The 16,417-nt window shown below is 73.6% G+C and carries 16 protein-coding genes and 1 pseudogene; 10 read left to right on the forward strand and 7 right to left on the reverse strand.

The window, feature by feature from the left end:
- The 3 genes and pseudogenes from ABT300_RS21675 to ABT300_RS21685 all read right to left on the reverse strand — a co-directional run.
- Positions 1-482, reverse strand: a pseudogene (locus tag ABT300_RS21675) (phosphodiester glycosidase family protein); the annotation flags it as partial.
- Positions 483-834: 352 nt separating this feature from the next.
- Positions 835-1,920: an NUDIX domain-containing protein gene (locus tag ABT300_RS21680; RefSeq protein WP_351678152.1), complete on the reverse strand. Its 1,086-nt coding sequence runs from the start codon at positions 1,918-1,920 to the stop codon at positions 835-837.
- Positions 1,921-2,007: 87 nt separating this feature from the next.
- Entirely contained in the window at positions 2,008-2,457 is a 450-nt protein-coding gene (locus ABT300_RS21685) for a carboxymuconolactone decarboxylase family protein (protein ID WP_351678154.1), read from the reverse strand.
- A 271-nt stretch (positions 2,458-2,728) separates the two neighbouring features.
- Here ABT300_RS21685 and ABT300_RS21690 point away from each other — a divergent pair, with 271 nt between their 5' ends.
- Positions 2,729-4,018, forward strand: coding sequence for a ricin-type beta-trefoil lectin domain protein (locus ABT300_RS21690; RefSeq protein ID WP_351678156.1), 1,290 nt, complete (start codon positions 2,729-2,731; stop codon positions 4,016-4,018).
- 61 nt (positions 4,019-4,079) lie between these two features.
- On the opposite strand, the gene ABT300_RS21695 is transcribed toward ABT300_RS21690, so the two are convergent.
- From ABT300_RS21695 to ABT300_RS21710, 4 genes are all read right to left on the reverse strand, one after another.
- Positions 4,080-5,735, reverse strand: a complete 1,656-nt coding sequence (locus ABT300_RS21695) for a purine-cytosine permease family protein (protein WP_351678158.1) — start codon at positions 5,733-5,735, stop codon at positions 4,080-4,082.
- A gap of 188 nt (positions 5,736-5,923) precedes the next feature.
- Positions 5,924-7,501, reverse strand: coding sequence for a sigma-70 family RNA polymerase sigma factor (locus ABT300_RS21700; protein ID WP_351678160.1), 1,578 nt, complete (start codon positions 7,499-7,501; stop codon positions 5,924-5,926).
- 80 nt (positions 7,502-7,581) lie between these two features.
- A complete protein-coding gene (locus ABT300_RS21705) occupies positions 7,582-8,226 on the reverse strand; it encodes a DUF6629 family protein (protein WP_351678204.1) in 645 nt (214 codons plus the stop codon).
- Between the two features lie 92 nt (positions 8,227-8,318).
- The gene (locus ABT300_RS21710) at positions 8,319-8,450 is read right to left on the reverse strand and encodes a hypothetical protein (protein WP_351678162.1); all 132 of its coding nucleotides are present in this window, start codon (positions 8,448-8,450) and stop codon (positions 8,319-8,321) included.
- Between the two features lie 61 nt (positions 8,451-8,511).
- Between ABT300_RS21710 and ABT300_RS21715 the strand changes: the two genes are divergently transcribed.
- The 9 genes from ABT300_RS21715 to ABT300_RS21755 all read left to right on the forward strand — a co-directional run bounded on the left by ABT300_RS21715 (position 8,512) and on the right by ABT300_RS21755 (position 16,412).
- Positions 8,512-10,167, forward strand: a complete 1,656-nt coding sequence (locus tag ABT300_RS21715; RefSeq protein WP_351678164.1) for an FAD-dependent oxidoreductase — start codon at positions 8,512-8,514, stop codon at positions 10,165-10,167.
- A gap of 134 nt (positions 10,168-10,301) precedes the next feature.
- Positions 10,302-10,451, forward strand: coding sequence for a hypothetical protein (locus tag ABT300_RS21720; RefSeq protein WP_351678166.1), 150 nt, complete (start codon positions 10,302-10,304; stop codon positions 10,449-10,451).
- A gap of 114 nt (positions 10,452-10,565) precedes the next feature.
- The gene (locus ABT300_RS21725; RefSeq protein ID WP_502977971.1) at positions 10,566-11,312 is read left to right on the forward strand and encodes a class F sortase; all 747 of its coding nucleotides are present in this window, start codon (positions 10,566-10,568) and stop codon (positions 11,310-11,312) included.
- 136 nt (positions 11,313-11,448) lie between these two features.
- A complete protein-coding gene (locus ABT300_RS21730) occupies positions 11,449-12,606 on the forward strand; it encodes a SchA/CurD-like domain-containing protein (RefSeq protein WP_351678168.1) in 1,158 nt (385 codons plus the stop codon).
- A gap of 71 nt (positions 12,607-12,677) precedes the next feature.
- A complete protein-coding gene (locus ABT300_RS21735; RefSeq protein ID WP_351678170.1) occupies positions 12,678-13,121 on the forward strand; it encodes a cupin domain-containing protein in 444 nt (147 codons plus the stop codon).
- Positions 13,118-14,386 carry a beta-ketoacyl-[acyl-carrier-protein] synthase family protein gene (locus tag ABT300_RS21740; protein WP_351678172.1) on the forward strand — a complete coding sequence of 423 codons (1,269 nt, stop codon included), beginning with the start codon at positions 13,118-13,120 and terminating at the stop codon, positions 14,384-14,386. The genes ABT300_RS21735 and ABT300_RS21740 overlap by 4 nt, the downstream gene beginning before the upstream one ends.
- Entirely contained in the window at positions 14,383-15,633 is a 1,251-nt protein-coding gene (locus ABT300_RS21745; protein ID WP_351678174.1) for a ketosynthase chain-length factor, read from the forward strand. Before ABT300_RS21740 ends, ABT300_RS21745 begins: the two co-directional genes overlap by 4 nt.
- 43 nt (positions 15,634-15,676) lie before the next feature.
- Positions 15,677-15,931 carry an acyl carrier protein gene (locus ABT300_RS21750; RefSeq protein ID WP_057580843.1) on the forward strand — a complete coding sequence of 85 codons (255 nt, stop codon included), beginning with the start codon at positions 15,677-15,679 and terminating at the stop codon, positions 15,929-15,931.
- A 1-nt stretch (position 15,932) separates the two neighbouring features.
- The gene (locus ABT300_RS21755) at positions 15,933-16,412 is read left to right on the forward strand and encodes an SRPBCC family protein (protein WP_351678176.1); all 480 of its coding nucleotides are present in this window, start codon (positions 15,933-15,935) and stop codon (positions 16,410-16,412) included.
- Positions 16,413-16,417: the final 5 nt, after the last annotated feature.

Here is a 16,417-nt window from a genome sequence, read left to right on the forward strand (position 1 = left end):
GTGTCCGTGCCCGGCGGCGGCGCGGGGCCGAACCGCTGCGCGTCCGGGACCGCGCCCTTCAACGCCCTTCCTCCGGCGACCGCGGGACCGACGCTCGCCCCGGTCGCCGCGACGCCCGGGTGCTGCGTCTCGGTGATGTCGAAGAAGTCGCCGTTGACGCCGGCGACCGCCTTCTGCCGGCCGGCCAGCGAGGAGACGGTCGCGCGGGCGGCCGTCGCCCCCGGGTACAACAGACCGAGGCGCACACGGGGGGCGGCGAGATCGACGGCGAGCACGTGCGCACGCGCCAGGCCTGCGGCGGCGGCCAGATCGTACTGGCGGTACGTCACTCCCGGCGCCACGCCGGTCCAGGCCGCGGCGCCGGCCGGGGTCGCTCCCGCGAGCGTCGCACCGGCCACGAGAGCGAGGGCGACGAGCAGCGCCGGAAGCCTCCGGCGCGGAGGCGTTCCGCCCGCCCTGGAACGTTTCTGTCGACGCGTCACAGGCCCCCCTGTCCGATTCCGGCCGTCACTCTCCCACGACCTGCGGGAACGACCCGCGGACGGTGGGCGGGGAGTCCACGAGAACGGGTGAGGAAAGGCACGATTCCGGGTGGCGCGCTCCGCCGTTCGGCCGCACGGCGACCGCCTTTGTGCTACCGCCCCCGCCCACGCACCCCGGGCCCCCGGCACGCCACCCCGCCGACGCCATCCCGCGGCCCCCCCCCGCCGACGCCACCCCGGGCCCCTGGCCCATGGCACCCGCCTCGTCGGCAGCGTCTCGCCCGGCCCGGCCCGGCCCGACCCCACCCGACCCGGCGCCGCCCCCCGGCGCCCGACGCGTGCCGCCGTCCGGTCAGGTGCTGTACGGCGTGAAGTGGGCCGGGGCGTGGTCGATCGGCAGGTCCGGCCGCCACACGGTGAGGGACTGGGCGCTGCACTCGAACAGGGACGGCGGCAGGCGGTCGAGGGGGTGCCAGCGCCAGTCGCCGACGCTCTCGCCGGGCTGGTCGGCCGGCTCGCCCCGCCAGCGGGTCACCACGGCGCCGACCGTCATCCGCGCCATGCCGCCGACCTCGTCGAGGAGGGTGCCCAGCAGCCGGACGTCCGACGGAACGGCCCGCAGCCCGGTCTCCTCGCGCAACTCCCGCACGACCGTGTCCTGCAGTGACTCGCCGGGCTCCACCGTGCCGCCGGGCAACTCCCACGTGCCCCGGCGGTGGCGGCCCAGGAGCAGTCCGCGGGGGCCGTGCACGATGGCGCCGACGCCGATCGCGGCGTGCGCTGCGGGCGGCCCGCCGCCGCGGGGGCGGCCGACGACGCGCAGGGGGCGTCGTGCCCGCACGAGGAGGTGGCCGGTCCCGCGTGCGGGGCCGGGCGGGTTCGCGGGGCCCGACGCAGGCGCCGTGACCGTCTCCTCCACGTGCAGCCCGTGTGCGGCGAGCAGCGTTTCCCACGCGTCAGGGGCGGGCGCCGTCGGCTGACCGTCCGGCCGGACCGGCGTCGGGTCGTCGTCCGGCACGGAGAGGCAGAGGGCGCCCCCGGGTACGAGCGCGGTCGCCAACGAGGGCAGCAGCCGGCGCAGTTCACCGGCCGGGACGCCGCCCGCCGAACAGATCACGTCGTAGGGCTCGGCGGTCCGCAGATGCGCGTCGAGGGCGGTGTGGAAGAGTCGCAGCCCGGGCAGCGACCCGTGTTCGGCGCGGGCCCGCCCGATGGCGTCCGCCGCCGGGTCCACGGCGTCCACGACGGCGCCGTGCGCCCGCACGAGCCGGGCGGCACGGCGGGCCGTTGAGCATCCGAGTTCCAGCACGCGTCGCCCCGACAGCTCGCCCAGGAACGCCTCGTCGGGTCCCGAGCCGGGCAGCGCGCGGTCGCGCGGCGCACCTTGCGGCTCCGGGTCCGTGAACTCCCGTGCGCGGCGGGCGTCGGAGTGGGGCATGGGCGGGACCTCCAGCGTCGGACGGCGATCACCTGACCGCACGATTCTCACCGGACGCCCGGCGGCGGACCGCGCGCCCCGGTCGGCTCAGCGCACGGGGTGCTTGCTGAGGACGGACACGCGGTTGAAGGCGTTGATGGTGACGGCCACCCAGATCACCGCCGAGATCTGGTCGTCGGTGAGCACCGCGCGGGCTTCGGCGTACGCGGCCTCCTGCGCGGCGGCGTCGGCCGGCAGGGTGGTCGCCTCCGCCAGCGCCAGGGCCGCCCGTTCCAGGGGCGTGAAGAGGGCGGTGTCCCGCCAGGCGGCGAGGACGCCCAGCCGCCGGGCGTCCTCGCCCGCGCGCTGCGCCGCCCTGGTGTGCACGTCGAGGCAGAAGGCGCACCCGTTGAGCTGGGAGACGCGGAGGTTGACGAGTTCCACGACGGTCCGTTCCAGACCGGCCTCGGCCGCCGTCGCCCGCACCGCCTCGGACGTCTGGACCAGCGCGTGGTAGGCCTTGGGGTTCTGCTTGTCGATGAAGATGCGTTCCGTCATGGTCGACCATCTTCGCCGCACCGCAGTCGCCGTGTGCAGCCGCCCCCAGGACATCGCCACAACCGGTCCATACCAAACTCTTGACACCGGCATTGCTCACTTCTTAAATCACATAGTGAACTAAGTGTCTGTCAAGGCTCGTTCACCCACCCCCCACCCGGTCGGCACGGCCTTCGGCGGTTCGCCGGTCTGTCGCGGGCCTCCCCGCGATCCACCTGCGATCTGTCATGAACCTGCCTTAGTCGACCCCTTGTGCCCTGGAGGGAGAGTCATGAACTCTCCGCGCCCGACACGGCGCCTGCTGGTCTGTCTCGCCTCACTCATGGCCTTCGCCTCACTGTCCGTCCTGCCGGCGCAGGGCGCGCCACCGTCCGCGGCGGACCCCGCGGCACGCTCCGCCGGGGCTCCCGCGGCCCGGACGGCGGCGGCCGCCGTCACGTTCTCCGACGAGTTCGACGGGCCGGCGGGCGCGGCCGTGGACGGGACGAAGTGGCAGACCGAGACCGGTGACAACGTCAACAACCACGAGCGGCAGTACTACACCGCGGGCAATCGCAACGCGGCCCTCGACGGACAGGGCCACCTGGTGATCACCGCACGTCGGGAGAACCCGGGCAACTACCCCTGCTGGTACGGACGGTGCGAGTACACCTCGGCCCGGCTGAACACGGCCGGCCGGTTCACCACGACGTACGGTCACGTCGAGGCGCGGATGAAGATCCCGCGCGGCCAGGGCATGTGGCCCGCGTTCTGGATGCTCGGCGACGACATCGGCCGGGTCGGCTGGCCCGACTCGGGCGAGATCGACGTCATGGAGAACGTGGGCTTCGAGCCGTCCACGGTGCACGGCACGCTGCACGGCCCGGGCTACTCGGGCTCCGGCGGCGTCGGCGCCGGGCACACCCTGCCCGGGGGACAGGCGTTCGCCGACGCCTTCCACACCTTCGCCGTGGACTGGAGCCCGAACGCGATCACCTGGTCCGTCGACGGCGCCGTCTACCAGCGGCGCACCCCCGCCGATCTGGGCGGCCGGCGATGGGTCTTCGACAAGCCCTTCTTCCTGATCCTCAACCTCGCGGTCGGCGGCTACTGGCCGGGCGACCCCGACGGCGGCACGGCGTTCCCGCAGCAGCTCCTGGTCGACCACGTCCGCGTGAGCAGCGGCGCCGCCCAGCCGACCGCTGGCCGGATCACCGGGATCGGCGGCAAGTGCGTGGACGTGGCGGGGGCCGCTTCCGCCAACGGCACGGCCGTGCAGCTGTACGACTGCAACGGCACCGCCGCCCAGCAGTGGTCCGTGGGATCCGACGGCACGATCCGCGCGCTCGGCAAGTGCCTGGACGTCGCCTCGGGCGGCACGGCGGACGGCACGGCCGTGCAGCTGTGGGACTGCAACGGCACCGCCGCCCAGCAGTGGGCCCTCCCCGCCGCCGGGGACGTCGTCAACCCGCAGGCGAACAAGTGCCTGGACGCCGCGGGCGGCGGTTCCGTCAACGGCACCCGGCTCCAGATCTGGACCTGCACCGGCGCCGCCCAGCAGAAATGGACGGTGACCCGATGACCACGAGGGGCCGTCCCGCGACCACGGGCCGGGGCGGCCCCTCGTCACTGCCGGGCGAGGCTCAGGTCGTCTGAGCCTGCCCGGGCAGGAGATGCTCGCCCGTCCGGTCCGTGCTCAGGCACAGGGAGCAGACGACCGCGTCATGGGCCGGGCAGGCGGCCACGTCGGGGCGCTCGTACGGCTGGTGGCAGACATGGCAGTCGTACGTCGTCGCCGCCGGGTTGCCGTCCGCGTCGAGCAGGGCCTCGTCGATGCCGTCGTCCGTACGACGCAGGTAGTACCGGCCCTTGGTGACGGCGGCCATGAACGGGGTGAGGACGAACGCGATGACGGCCGCGGCGACGGGCGAGTACGGCTGGAGCGCGTCGCCGAGGGCGTGGAAGTACATCGCGATGGAGAGGCCGGACGCGGCGACGAAGGCGACGACGCCCACCGGGTTCACGGCGTACAGCATCCCGCGGCGGAACTCCGGCTGCAGCGGCGACAGTTTCAGCAGGTACTTGTTGACGCCGATGTCGGTGGCGACGGTGACCACCCAGGCGATGGCGCAGTTCGAGTAGAAGCCGAGGATGTCGTTGAGGAAGCTGAACATGTCGGCTTCCATCAGGGCCAGCGCGAAGCCGAGGTTGACCAGGACGAAGACCATGCGGCCAGGGTAGTGCCGCGTGACGCGGGTGAAGGAGTTGGTCCAGGCCAGCGAGCCGGAGTACGCGTTCGTGACGTTGATCTTGATCTGGCTGATCACGACGAGCGCCACGGCGAGCGGGACGACCAGCCAGGACGGCATCATCGCGTCGAACGCGCCCTTGAACTGCTGGATCGGCTCGGGAGCGGCGTCCGCGCCCACCTCGGCCAGGATGTACACGGCGAGGAACACGCCGATGGCCTGCTTGAGCGCGCCGAGGACCACCCAGCCGGGTCCGGCCATGATGACGGCGGCCCACCAACTGCGCTTGTTCGCCTCGGTCTTGGGCGGCATGAAACGCAGGTAGTCGATCTGTTCGCCGATCTGCGCGATGAGCGAGAGGCATACGCCCGCGCCCAGCAGCACGGACGCGGTGTCGACCCCGCCCTCGCCGTCGGCGCCGGCGTAGGCGAGGAAGCGGTCGACCGTGCCCGGGTCGGTGGCGACCAGATAGACCAGCGGGCCGACCATCAGCAGCAGCCAGACCGGCGTCGTCCACACCTGGAGCTTGCTGAGCGCCTTCATGCCGTAGATCACCAGCGGGATCACCATCAGCGTGGAGACCAGATAGCCCAGCCACAGGGGGAGTCCGAGCCCCAGTTTCAGGCCCTGGGCCATGATCGAGCCCTCGAGGGCGAAGAAGATGAAGGTGAAGCTCGCGAAGATGACGCCGGTCAGCACCGAGCCGTAGTAGCCGAAGCCGGAACCGCGGGTGATCAGGTCCAGGTCGATGTTGTAGCGGGCGCCGTAGTAGGCGAGCGGGAAGCCGGTCACGAAGATGACGACGGCGGCGACGGCGATCGCAAGGAGCGCGTTGCCGGTGCCGTGGGCGAGGCCGATGCCGGCGCCGATGGAGAAGTCGGCCATGTAGGCGATGCCGCCGAGGGCGGTCGTCGCGACGACCATGGGGGTCCAGCGGCGGTAACTGCGGGGCGCGAAACGGAGGGTGTAGTCCTCGAGGGTCTCTTTCGTCGCCTGACTGGTGGGGGACGTCGGCCGGGTCGCGAGGGGGGATGACTCGGTGGTCGTCATGATCAGCCCTTCGAGAGCCGGGGCGGGGATCCCCGGGCTGCGGAGGCGGTGGACGAGCGGGGACGGTGTCCCGGCGTGTTCGTCCGGATGCTAGGAACCGGGTGTTTCCCGCGGCCCCTCGGGCAGTGAACAGCACGTTTCCGCACACGCCGCAGGTGTGTGGTGGGAGAGAGGGCGCGGACCGGGAGTCACGCGAGAGCGAACGGGGGCGAGGGGACGGCCGGGCAGCCGGCGCGCCCCTGCCCCTTCCCGTGCCCGCTGTCGCGCCCCGGTCCTGTCCCGTGCCCGCCGTGGCCCCCTGAGCCCTTCCCGTGCCCGCCGGGCCCCTTGTGCCCGCCGTCGCCGCCGGGCTCGGGGTCGTCGGGTCCGGGATCCTTCGTCGGCGGAGGCTCGGGGCCGGGATCGTCGGCGGGCGGGGTGGGCTGCGGCGTGCCGACGGTGCCCTCGTCCGGCGGCGGTGTCTTCTGCGGGGGTTCCGCCGAGGGCTCCTGTGCCTGAGCGGGCGATGGCGTCGTCGTGCTGTCGACGGGGGACGCGGGCTGTCGCGTGGCCCGTCCGGCCGCTCCGTCACCGCCCCGTGGTGCGATGACTGTCCGCGGTCCGAGCGGGCCTGCTCCCGCGCCGTCGGTGTCCCGCACCGACGTGCCGGGGTCTTCGGCCCGAGCCGCGCTCGGTGACGGCGTCGGCGACGACACCGGCGTCCCGGCCACCGGGCCTTCGTCGGCCGGGCCCAGGTCGACCGGCGCCTCGGCCGCAGGCGTCGCGGCGGCCGGCGGGTGCGGCGCCGGCGCGGAGTCGGTCCAGCCGAGGACGAGGCACACCACGGCGGCGCCCACCGCGAGCGCGCCCGCCGTCGCCGCGGGCGTCCTGGCGCCGGCGGACACGGCATGACGCATTCCGTGCAGCAGGCCCGCACCGTGGGCCCCGACCGCACCCGCGGCGCCGGCCGACGCCGCGGTGAAGACCGGCAGGAACTTGGCGGCGCCGCCCAGGGCGAGGACGAGCAGGGCCGGGCCGACGAAAGCGGGCAGCCGGTCGTTGGCGCTCATCAGCGCGGCGAGCGACCCGCGGCACGCGTCGCACGTGTCCACGTGCCCGAGCAGCCGCTCGCTCTGACGCGCCGTCGCGGCGCCACGGACGTACGCCGGCATCCGGGCCCAGTGGACCTGGCACGCGGGGTCGTCCGGAGCGCCGGTCTGCGCCCGCAGGAAGGCCTGGCGCATGCCCTCGCGCGCCCGGTGCAGGAGGACGGCCGTCGCGCCGTCCTTGGTGCCGAGCTGCGGCCCGATCGCCGCCAGCGGCTGCCCCTCCGCCTCGGCCAGCCACAGCGCCTTCACCCAGCGCTCGGGCAACTGGCCCAGCACCCGGACCACCAGGTCGACGCCCGCGACCCGGTCGGCCGGGTCCTCCCCGTGCGTGCCCGTCTCGGCCCGGTCCTTGGCCTGCGCCTGCGGGTCGCTCGGCGCCTCCCGGGCCGTGCTCCCGGACGCGATCGCGAGATGCCGCACCGTCGTCGTCAGGTAGGCCGGCACGTTGTCGATCTCGTGCCCCGCGGCCAGACGGCGCCACACGCGGAAGTGGGCCTCGGCGACGAGGTCCTCGGCGGTCCAGGCGTTCCTGGTGAGCGAGCGGGCGTACGCGACGAGCCGCGGCTGCTGCTCCGCGTAGATCCGGGCGTACTCGGCGGTGGCGGCAGCGGCGGCGTCGGTGGCGGCGCCGGTCGCGGCGGAGGGCGGCGCGGGCGCCGTGGAAGACCTGTCGGTCATGGAGGACGGCTCCAGTTGCCGGGCGAGGTGGCGGAAGGCTCTGCGGAACGCTGTGTGACCTTAGATGCCGGAACTTTCAACTAAAGTTGCGATCGAGGCGAGATGTGACTCACCTCACGGCGCGGGGCGCCGGACCAGCCGAGCAGCAGCGCCGAGCAGACCGCCGCGAAGGCGCACCAGGTGGACACGAACTCCAGCCGCCACAGCGCGAAGCACCCCGCCGCCCCCACGGCGGCCACCGCCCCCAGAACCCGCAGCCGACGGTCGCCCGACAGGAGCAGCGCGCCGACCGTGGCCATCAGATAGCCCGCGACCAGGACGGGCGGGTACGGCAGGTCGACGAGGTAACCGACCCGGTGCCCGCGGATCTCTGCGGTCACCGGACCGGCGGCGATGCCGTACGCGAGCGGCGCGGCGGTCGCGACGCCGACGGCCAGCGTGCACGAGACGCCGCGCCGGGCGGACGGCCGGGCCGCGCACCACACCCCCGCGGGCACCCACACCGCCAGCAGCGGCAGCGCGATCACGGTCCAGACGACGGTGGCGGCTCCGCTGCCCCCGCCCGCGTCCCAGACGAGGGCCTCCACGATCTGGTGCGCCCCGAGGAGCAGCGGCAGCGCGGCCAGCGGAAGGTCCCGGCGGCGGCGAACCCGCGCCACGGCCACGCCTCCGAGGGCCAGCAGTCCGGCTCCCGCCGCCAGATCGGCCGTCGCACTCCAGCACATCGCGTCCCCCGGGGTCCGGCCGTCGTCCGCCTCCGTTGCTCCGTGCACGCCACGCTACGTCCCGTTCCGGCGCGGCACCCGCAGGAGCGGCGTCAGTCCGCCGAGACCGGGTGGGGGCAGCCCTGGGGGCCGCCCGCGACGACCGCGGCGGTCCATCCCGCAGCAGCGTCGCAGCCGCGACGCAGCCGGGTGAAGCCTGAGGCGCCGTCAGCTCCACGGGGCATGCATGTGGTCTCCGCCGTATCCGGCCGGGTCGGCGGACACGACGCGCTGGAGGCGAGAGTGATGAACGAACGAGCCGGACAGGCCGGCCCCCCCACCCTCAGGGTCCCGGTCCTCATCGTCGGCGGCTCCCTGGTGGGTCTGGCGACCTCGCTGTTCCTCGGACGGCTGGGGGTGCCGCACCTGTTGGTGGAGCGACACGCCGGCACCTCCATCCATCCGCGCGGCCGCGGCAACAACGTCCGCACGATGGAGCTGTTCCGGGTGGCGGGCGTGGAGCAGGGGATCCAGGACGCGGCCGCCACCCTGGCCGACAACCACGGCATCCTGCAGGCCCCTGCCCTCGTCGGCGACGCCGGCGAATGGCTGTTCCGGGACATCGACCCGGGCGGCGGCCTGGCCCGCTTCAGCCCCAGCGCCTGGTGCCTGTGCAGCCAGAACGACCTGGAGCCGGTGCTGCTCGACCACGCCCGGCGGCTCGGCGGCGACCTGCGTTTCTCCACCGAGCTCATGTCGTTCGAGGCCGACGCCCACGGCGTCGCCGCGGTGGCCAAGAGCCGTGAGACCGGTGAGCACCTGGCCATCCGCGCGGACTACCTCGTCGCCGCCGACGGCCCCCGCAGCCCCGTCCGGGAGCAGCTCGGCATCGGGCAGAGCGGCCCCGGCGACCTCTTCCACAACGTCAGCCTCACCTTCCGGTCCCGCGGACTGGCCGACGTCGTGGGCGACCGCCGTTTCATCGTCTGCTACCTGACCAGCCCGGACGCCGACGGCGCCCTGCTGCCGGTGGACAACCGCGAGAACTGGGTCTTCCACGCCCCCTGGCACCCCGAACACGGGGAGACGCTCGAGGAGTTCACCGACGAGCGGTGCATCGAGCACATCCGCCGCGCAGTGGGGGTCGCCGACCTCGACGTGGAGATCACCGGCAAGGCGCCCTGGCACGCCGCCCAGCGCGTCGCCCGCAGCTACCGGTCCGGCCGGGTGTTCCTGGCCGGCGACTCGGCGCACGAGATGTCGCCGACCGGGGCGTTCGGCTCGAACACCGGCATCCAGGACGCGCACAACCTCGCCTGGAAGCTGGCCGCCGTGCTCGACGGCTGGGCGGGGGAGGAACTGCTCGACACCTACGACGCCGAGCGCCGTCCCGTCGCGGAGGCCACCAGCGCCCGGGCCGCCGCCCGGTCGGCCGAGCACAGCCACCCCGGCTTCGCCCCGCCGCCCGGCTCCGCGGGCGGCCCGCAGCGCGGCATCCTGAACGTGGCCCTCGGCTACCGCTACCCGCAGGGCGCGGTCGTCGGCGCCGACGACACGGTCCCGGTCGTCCCGGAGAGCCTCGACCTGAGCGGCGCACCCGGCAGCCGGGCCCCCCACCTGTGGGTGCGGCGCGGCGACGAACGGATCTCCACCCTGGACCTCTACGAGCGGTCCCTGGTCCTGCTCAGCGACGCCGCCCGGCCGAGCGGCTGGCACGAGGCCGCCGGGCGCCTCGCCCAGGAGCTGGCGGTGCCGCTGCGGTCGTACCGGGTGGGCGACGGCCCCGATGCCGACCTGACGCCGGAGGGCGACGCCGACTGGGCGGAGCGGCACGGCACGCCCCGCGGGGGCGCGGTGCTCGTACGGCCCGACGGGTTCGTCGCCTGGCGGTCGCCGGGCCCGGACCCGGACGCGGAGTCCACGCTGCGCCGTGTTCTGCAGACCGGCCTCGGACTGGGCTGATCCGGCGTCCTTCACCCGAGTGAACGCCCCGAGTGGTGCCGCGGCGTCCGGCGGCTGACGGTGGATCACGTCCCGGCCGGATCGGACGTGCTGACGAGGTGTCGGTCGCCCGGCCGTGACGGAAAGGCCATCAGATGCGCACTGCCCGGATGATCCAGGTCGCCGCGGCGGCCTCGGCCGCCCTCGCGGGCCCCTCGGTGACCGCGGCCGGGCTCGGCGACCTCGCCGTCGCCGCCGCGGACGTCCGCGCGCTGCGCCGCCGGATGGCCGCCGGCGCGGCCTGACCGTGCCGGCCGTGATAGCGCAGCCGCGGCCGCCGCCCGCACCCGTGCGGCGGCCCGGTCCGCGCTCCCCGCGCCCGTCCGCCCGCTGCCGCGCCCGAATGAGGTGTTCCACCGATGGCAGTCCCCCCTTCACCGTCCTCCCCGTCCACCCCTCCTCCCTCTTCCACCCCCTCGCCCTCCGCCCCCTCCTCGTCCTCCGCAGCCGCCTCTGAGGGCGGCTCCCGCACCGGCGTGATGATGCTCTGCGCCACCGTCGCCGTCGTCCTCGCGATCGGCCTGTGCGGCGGCAACGAGCCGTCGTCCGGCGCCGGACGCCCCCTGCACGCCTCCGGTCCGGCCACCCGGGCCGCCGCCCCGCCGGCCCCTTCCTCGTCGGGCGCCCGTGACGAGGAGCCCTCGGGCCGGCATCTGCGCCGGTCGCGACCGGTACGCCTCCTCATCCCCAAGATCTCGGTGAACGCGCCCTTCACCGACCTCGCCATCGGCCCCAGCGGACGGCTGGACCCGCCCCCGGCGAACAACGTCAACCTGGTCGGCTGGCACGCCGCAGGCGCCTCTCCCGGCGAGGCGGGCACCTCGATCATCGCCGGGCACGTCGACACCAAGACGTCCCCCGCCGTCTTCGCCGGGCTCAGCGAGCTGACCGAGGGCGACGTCTTCCAGGTCCTGCGGGCCGACGGCAGCAAGCCGTCCTTCCGGGTGGACAGCGTGGAGACCTTCGAGAAGGCCGACTTCCCCGACGAACGCGTGTACGGCGACACCCCCCAGGCGCAGGTGCGGCTCATCACCTGCGCGGGGGAGTACGACCGCCGGGCCAAGGACTACACGGACAACCTGGTGGTCTTCGCGCATCTGCTGTGACGTCGGCCCGCCCAGTCACCCACGTAGTTCATCCCCGGTCGCGCGCTCACGGGGACGGGCACACGATCGAGGAACGCTGACGTCGCATCACGCGGCCGACGTTCCCTTCCCCCTCCGCGAAGGAGATGTGCGCAGGATGACCACCACGTCCGAACGTGTTGCAGGTTCGCGGGCGCGACAGGCGTCGCAACGTGTCTCCCAGTCCGTGTTCGACGGCTCCCGGCTCCGGGTCGTCCTGCTGGTCGACGTCTACGACGGCGCCCAGCAGCAGTTCCTGGAGGCCTACGAGCAGCTCTGCAACCAGGTCGCGTCCGTCCCCGGGCATGTGAGCGACCAGCTGTGCCAGTCCATCGAGAACCCCTCGCAGTGGCTCATCACCAGCGAGTGGGAGAGCGCGCCGCCGTTCCTCGCCTGGGTGAACAGCGAGGAGCACGTGCACATGGTGGAGCCGCTGCACAGCTGCGTCCGCGACACCAGGTCGCTGCGCTTCCACGTGGTCCGCGAGACCGGCGGACCCGCGGCGGACGCGAAGGCGAACGGCCGCCGGCTGCAGACCTCGCCCCGGATCGGCGACGGCGTGATCCGGCACGCGCTCACCTTCACCGTCAAGCCCGGCAGCGAGGACATCGTCGCCAAGATCCTCTCCGACTACGCCTCGCCCGAGCCGCAGGTCGACGACACCACGCGGCTGTGCCGCACCTCGCTGTTCATGCACGGCAACCGCGTGGTGCGGGCCATCGAGGTGCGCGGCGACCTGCTGTCCGCGCTGCGCCATGTCTCCCGGCAGCCCGAGGTGCGGGCCGTGGAGGAGGCCATCAACCCCTACCTGGAGCAGGACCGGGACCTCAACGACCCCGAGTCCGCCCGCGTCTTCTTCACCCGCGCCGCGCTGCCCGCCGTCCACCACGTGACGGCTGACCGGCAGGACCCCCAGGCCGAGCGGTACGCCCTGTACTACCCGGCCCGGCCCGACCGCGGCATGAAGCTGGCCGAACTGCTCTCCCGGCAGGACGAGGCGGCGGCCGACGACCCGCGCAACCCGGTGCTGCGCAGCACGATCTTCCAGCGCGACGACGTCGTCGTACGGCTGATCGACGTGCGCGGCGGACTCGACGGCGCCGACCCCGGCCAGGCCCTCGGCCTGTCCGACCCGGCGCAGGCCGCCGAGCTGACGACGCTCGCGGAAGGCGTCGCCGACGCGGCCGAGGGCGGCGCGAAGGACGCCCTGCTCGCGCGGTTCCTCGAGCGCGCACGCATGGACCTCGTCACCGACCGCCGGTCGCCCGACGCCTGATCCGTCATCACGTGGACCGGGGCGGCGATCCGCCCCCCCACCTCGGCGCAGTACACCATCGGAGGAACGTCGTGATCACATCCCGTCCCAGAGTCGTGGATCTCAGCGAGATCGAGCCCAACACCCGCCGCGGCGGCGACCTGCGCGCCATGCTCACCCCGGCCACCGTCGGCTCGACCAGCGGTTTCATGGGCCTGGCCATCATCAAGCCCGGCGACCGCATCGGCGAGCACTACCACCCGTACTCCGAGGAGTTCGTGTACGTCGTGTGCGGGCAGTTGGAGGTGGACCTCGACGGCGAGGCCCATGAACTGCAGCCGGAGCAAGGCCTGCTGATCCCGCTCGGCATGCGCCACCGCTTCCGCAACGTCGGCAAGGTCGAGGCCCGGATGGTCTTCCACCTCGGTCCGCTGGCCCCGAGCCCGCCGCTCGGCCACGTCGACACGGAGGGGACCGAAGCCGAGGCCGTGATGATCGGCGCCGAGGCCGCCGGCCGACGTCAGGTCCGGTCATGACGAGACGGGTGGCGGTCACCGGCATAGGCATCGTCGCCCCCGGCGGCATAGGTGTCCCCGCGTTCTGGAACCTCCTCGTCGAAGGCCGCACGGCGACGCGGGGCATCACCTTCTTCGACCCGACCGGGCTGCGGTCGCGGATCGCCGCCGAGTGCGACTTCGACCCGGCGGCGCACGGACTGGACGCCGGGGACGTCGAACGCTGCGACCGCTACATCCAGTTCGCCATGGTCGCCGGAGACGAGGCGGTCCGGGACGCGGGCCTCGACCTCGCGGCGGAGAACCCCTGGCGGGTCGGCGTCTCGCTGGGCACCGCGGTCGGCGGGACCACCCGGCTGGAGAACGACTACGTGCTGGTCAGCCATCACGGACAGCGCTGGGACGTCGACCACCGCCAGGCCGCCCCGCAGCTGCACCGCGCGTTCACGCCCAGCACCCTCGCCTCTACGGTGGCCGAGCGGTTCGGCGCGCGGGGGCCGGTGCAGACCGTCTCCACGGGCTGCACCTCCGGCCTCGACGCGGTCGGGTACGCCTTCCACACGGTGGAGGAGGGCCGGGCCGACATCTGCATCGCCGGCGCCTCGGACTCGCCGATCTCCCCGATCACCATGGCCTGCTTCGACGCGATCAAGGCGACCTCCTGCAACAACGACGACCCCGCCCACGCCTCGCGTCCCTTCGACGCCGACCGCGACGGGTTCGTGATGGGGGAGGGCGGCGCGGTGCTCGTCCTGGAGGAGCTGGAGCACGCGAGGGCCCGCGGCGCGCACGTGTACTGCGAGCTCGGCGGGTACGCCACCTACGGCAACGCCTACCACATGACCGGCCTGACCAGCGAGGGCCTGGAGATGGCCCGGGCCATCGAGGACGCCCTCGACCACGCGCGGACGAACGCCGCCGCGGTCGACTACGTCAACGCGCACGGCTCGGGCACCAAGCAGAACGACCGCCACGAGACCGCCGCGGTGAAGCGGGTCCTGGGCCGGCACGCCTACGACACCCCCATGAGCTCCATCAAGTCGATGGTGGGCCACTCCCTGGGCGCCATCGGGGCGATCGAACTCGTCGCCTGCGTCCTGGCGTTGGCCCACCAGGTGGTACCGCCGACCGCGAACTACGAGACGCCCGACCCCGAGTGCGACCTGGACTACGTCCCGCGCGTGGCCCGTGAGCGCAAGCTCTCCAGCGTGCTCTCGGTGGGCAGCGGGTTCGGCGGATTCCAGTCCGCGGTGGTCATGAACCGGCCGAGGGAGAAGACACGATGAGCGAACCCAAGCCACGGCGCGCGGCCGTCACGGGAATCGGCGTGGTCGCGCCCAACGGAGCCAGCACCGAGACCTTCTGGAAGTCCTCGAAGGAGGGCATCAGCGTCCTGGAACGGGTCACCCGTGAGGGCTGTGAGCACCTCCCGCTGCGGGTGGCCGGCCAGGTCCGCGACTTCGACCCGTCGGCGGCGATCGAGGAGCGCTACCTCGTCCAGACCGACCGGTTCACGCACTTCGCGATGGCCGCCGCGGACCTCGCGCTGGACGACGCCGGCCTCGGCCGGCCGGAGACCGACGCCGCGCCGTACTCCGTCGGCGTGGTCACCGCGGCCGGCTCCGGCGGCGGTGAGTTCGGCCAGCGCGAGCTCCAGCAGCTGTGGAGCAAGGGCAGCCGCTTCGTCGGCCCCTACCAGTCCATCGCCTGGTTCTACGCCGCCAGCACCGGCCAGATCTCCATCCGCCGGGGGTTCAAGGGCCCCTGCTCGGTCGTCGCCGCCGACGAGGCCGGCGGCCTGGACGCCCTGGCCCACGCGGCGCGGGCCGTGCGGCGCGGCACCGAGGTGATCGTGGCCGGGGCGACCGAGGCGCCGATCGCCCCGTACTCGGTGGTCTGCCAGCTCGGCTACGAGGAACTCAGCACGGTCGACGACCCGGCCCGCGCCTACCGCCCGTTCACGTCGGCGGCCTGCGGGTTCGTACCGGCCGAGGGCGGCGCCATGGTCGTCGTGGAGGCTGCCGAGTCGGCCCGGGCGCGCGGCGCGCGGGTGCGGGCCTTCCTCGCCGGTCACGCGGCCACCTTCACCGGCGCCTCCCGCTGGGAGGAGTCCCGGCAGGGCCTCGCCGAGGCGATCCGTGGAGCGCTGGAGGAGGCGCGGTGCGCTCCGGAGGAGGTCGACGTGGTCTTCGCCGACGCGCTCGGCGTCCCGGCGGCGGACCGCGCCGAAGCCCTGGCCATCGTCGACGCGCTCGGCCCGCACGGCGCCAAGGTGCCCGTCACCGCGCCCAAGACCGGTATCGGCCGCGGCTACTGCGCGGCGCCGCTGATGGACACCGCGGCCGCGGTGCTCGCCATGGAGCACGGGCTGATCCCGCCCACCCCCAACGTCTTCGACATCTGCCATGACCTCGACCTCGTGACCGGTCGCGCCCGCACCGCACCGGTGCGCACGGCACTGGTCCTGAGCCGGGGGCTCATGGGCTCCAACTCGGCGCTGGTGCTGCGGCACGGCGTCGCCGACGCCTCGTAGCGGGGCGTCGCGCAGCAGGCAAGCAGCAGAGGAGAGGAACCCCATGACCGACCGCATCACCGTGGAAGAGCTGGCCGAACTCATGAAGAAGTCCGCCGGCGTCACCGTCGCACCGGACGAGCTCCGGCAGCAGGACACCGCCTTCGCGACCCTGGGCGTGGACTCGCTCGGACTGCTGGGCATCGTGGGCGAGCTGGAGAACCGGTACGGCACGCCGATGCCCCCGGACGCCGAGCGCTCCAAGACGCCCCGGCAGTTCCTCGACCTCGTCAACAGCGCACTCATGACAGGAGCGTGAGATGTCCGGACACACGCAGAACGAGATCACCATCGCGGCGCCCCTGGAACTGGTCTGGGAGATCACCAACGACCTGGAGAACTGGCCTCGGCTGTTCAGCGAGTACGCCTCCGTCGAGATCCTCTCCCGCGAGGGCCGCAAGACCACCTTCCGGCTGACCATGCACCCGGACGAGAACGGCACCGTGTGGAGCTGGGTCTCGGAGCGGGAGCCGGACCGGGACACCCGCACGGTCAAGGCCCGCCGGGTCGAGACGGGACCCTTCGACCACATGGACATCCACTGGCGGTACGAGGAGGTGCCGACGGGCACGCGGATGGTCTGGACGCAGGACTTCGCGATGAAACCGCAGGCCCCGGTCGACGACGAGTGGATGACCGACAACATCAACCGGAACTCCAAGGTCCAGATGGCCCTGATCCGGGACCGCATCGAGAAGGCGGCCGCCGAGCGCGGCGCCACACCCGGTCTGACCGACTGACCCTC

Origin of the sequence: Streptomyces sp. NPDC001027, assembly GCF_040299045.1 — a bacterium.
Lineage (GTDB): Bacteria > Actinomycetota > Actinomycetes > Streptomycetales > Streptomycetaceae > Streptomyces.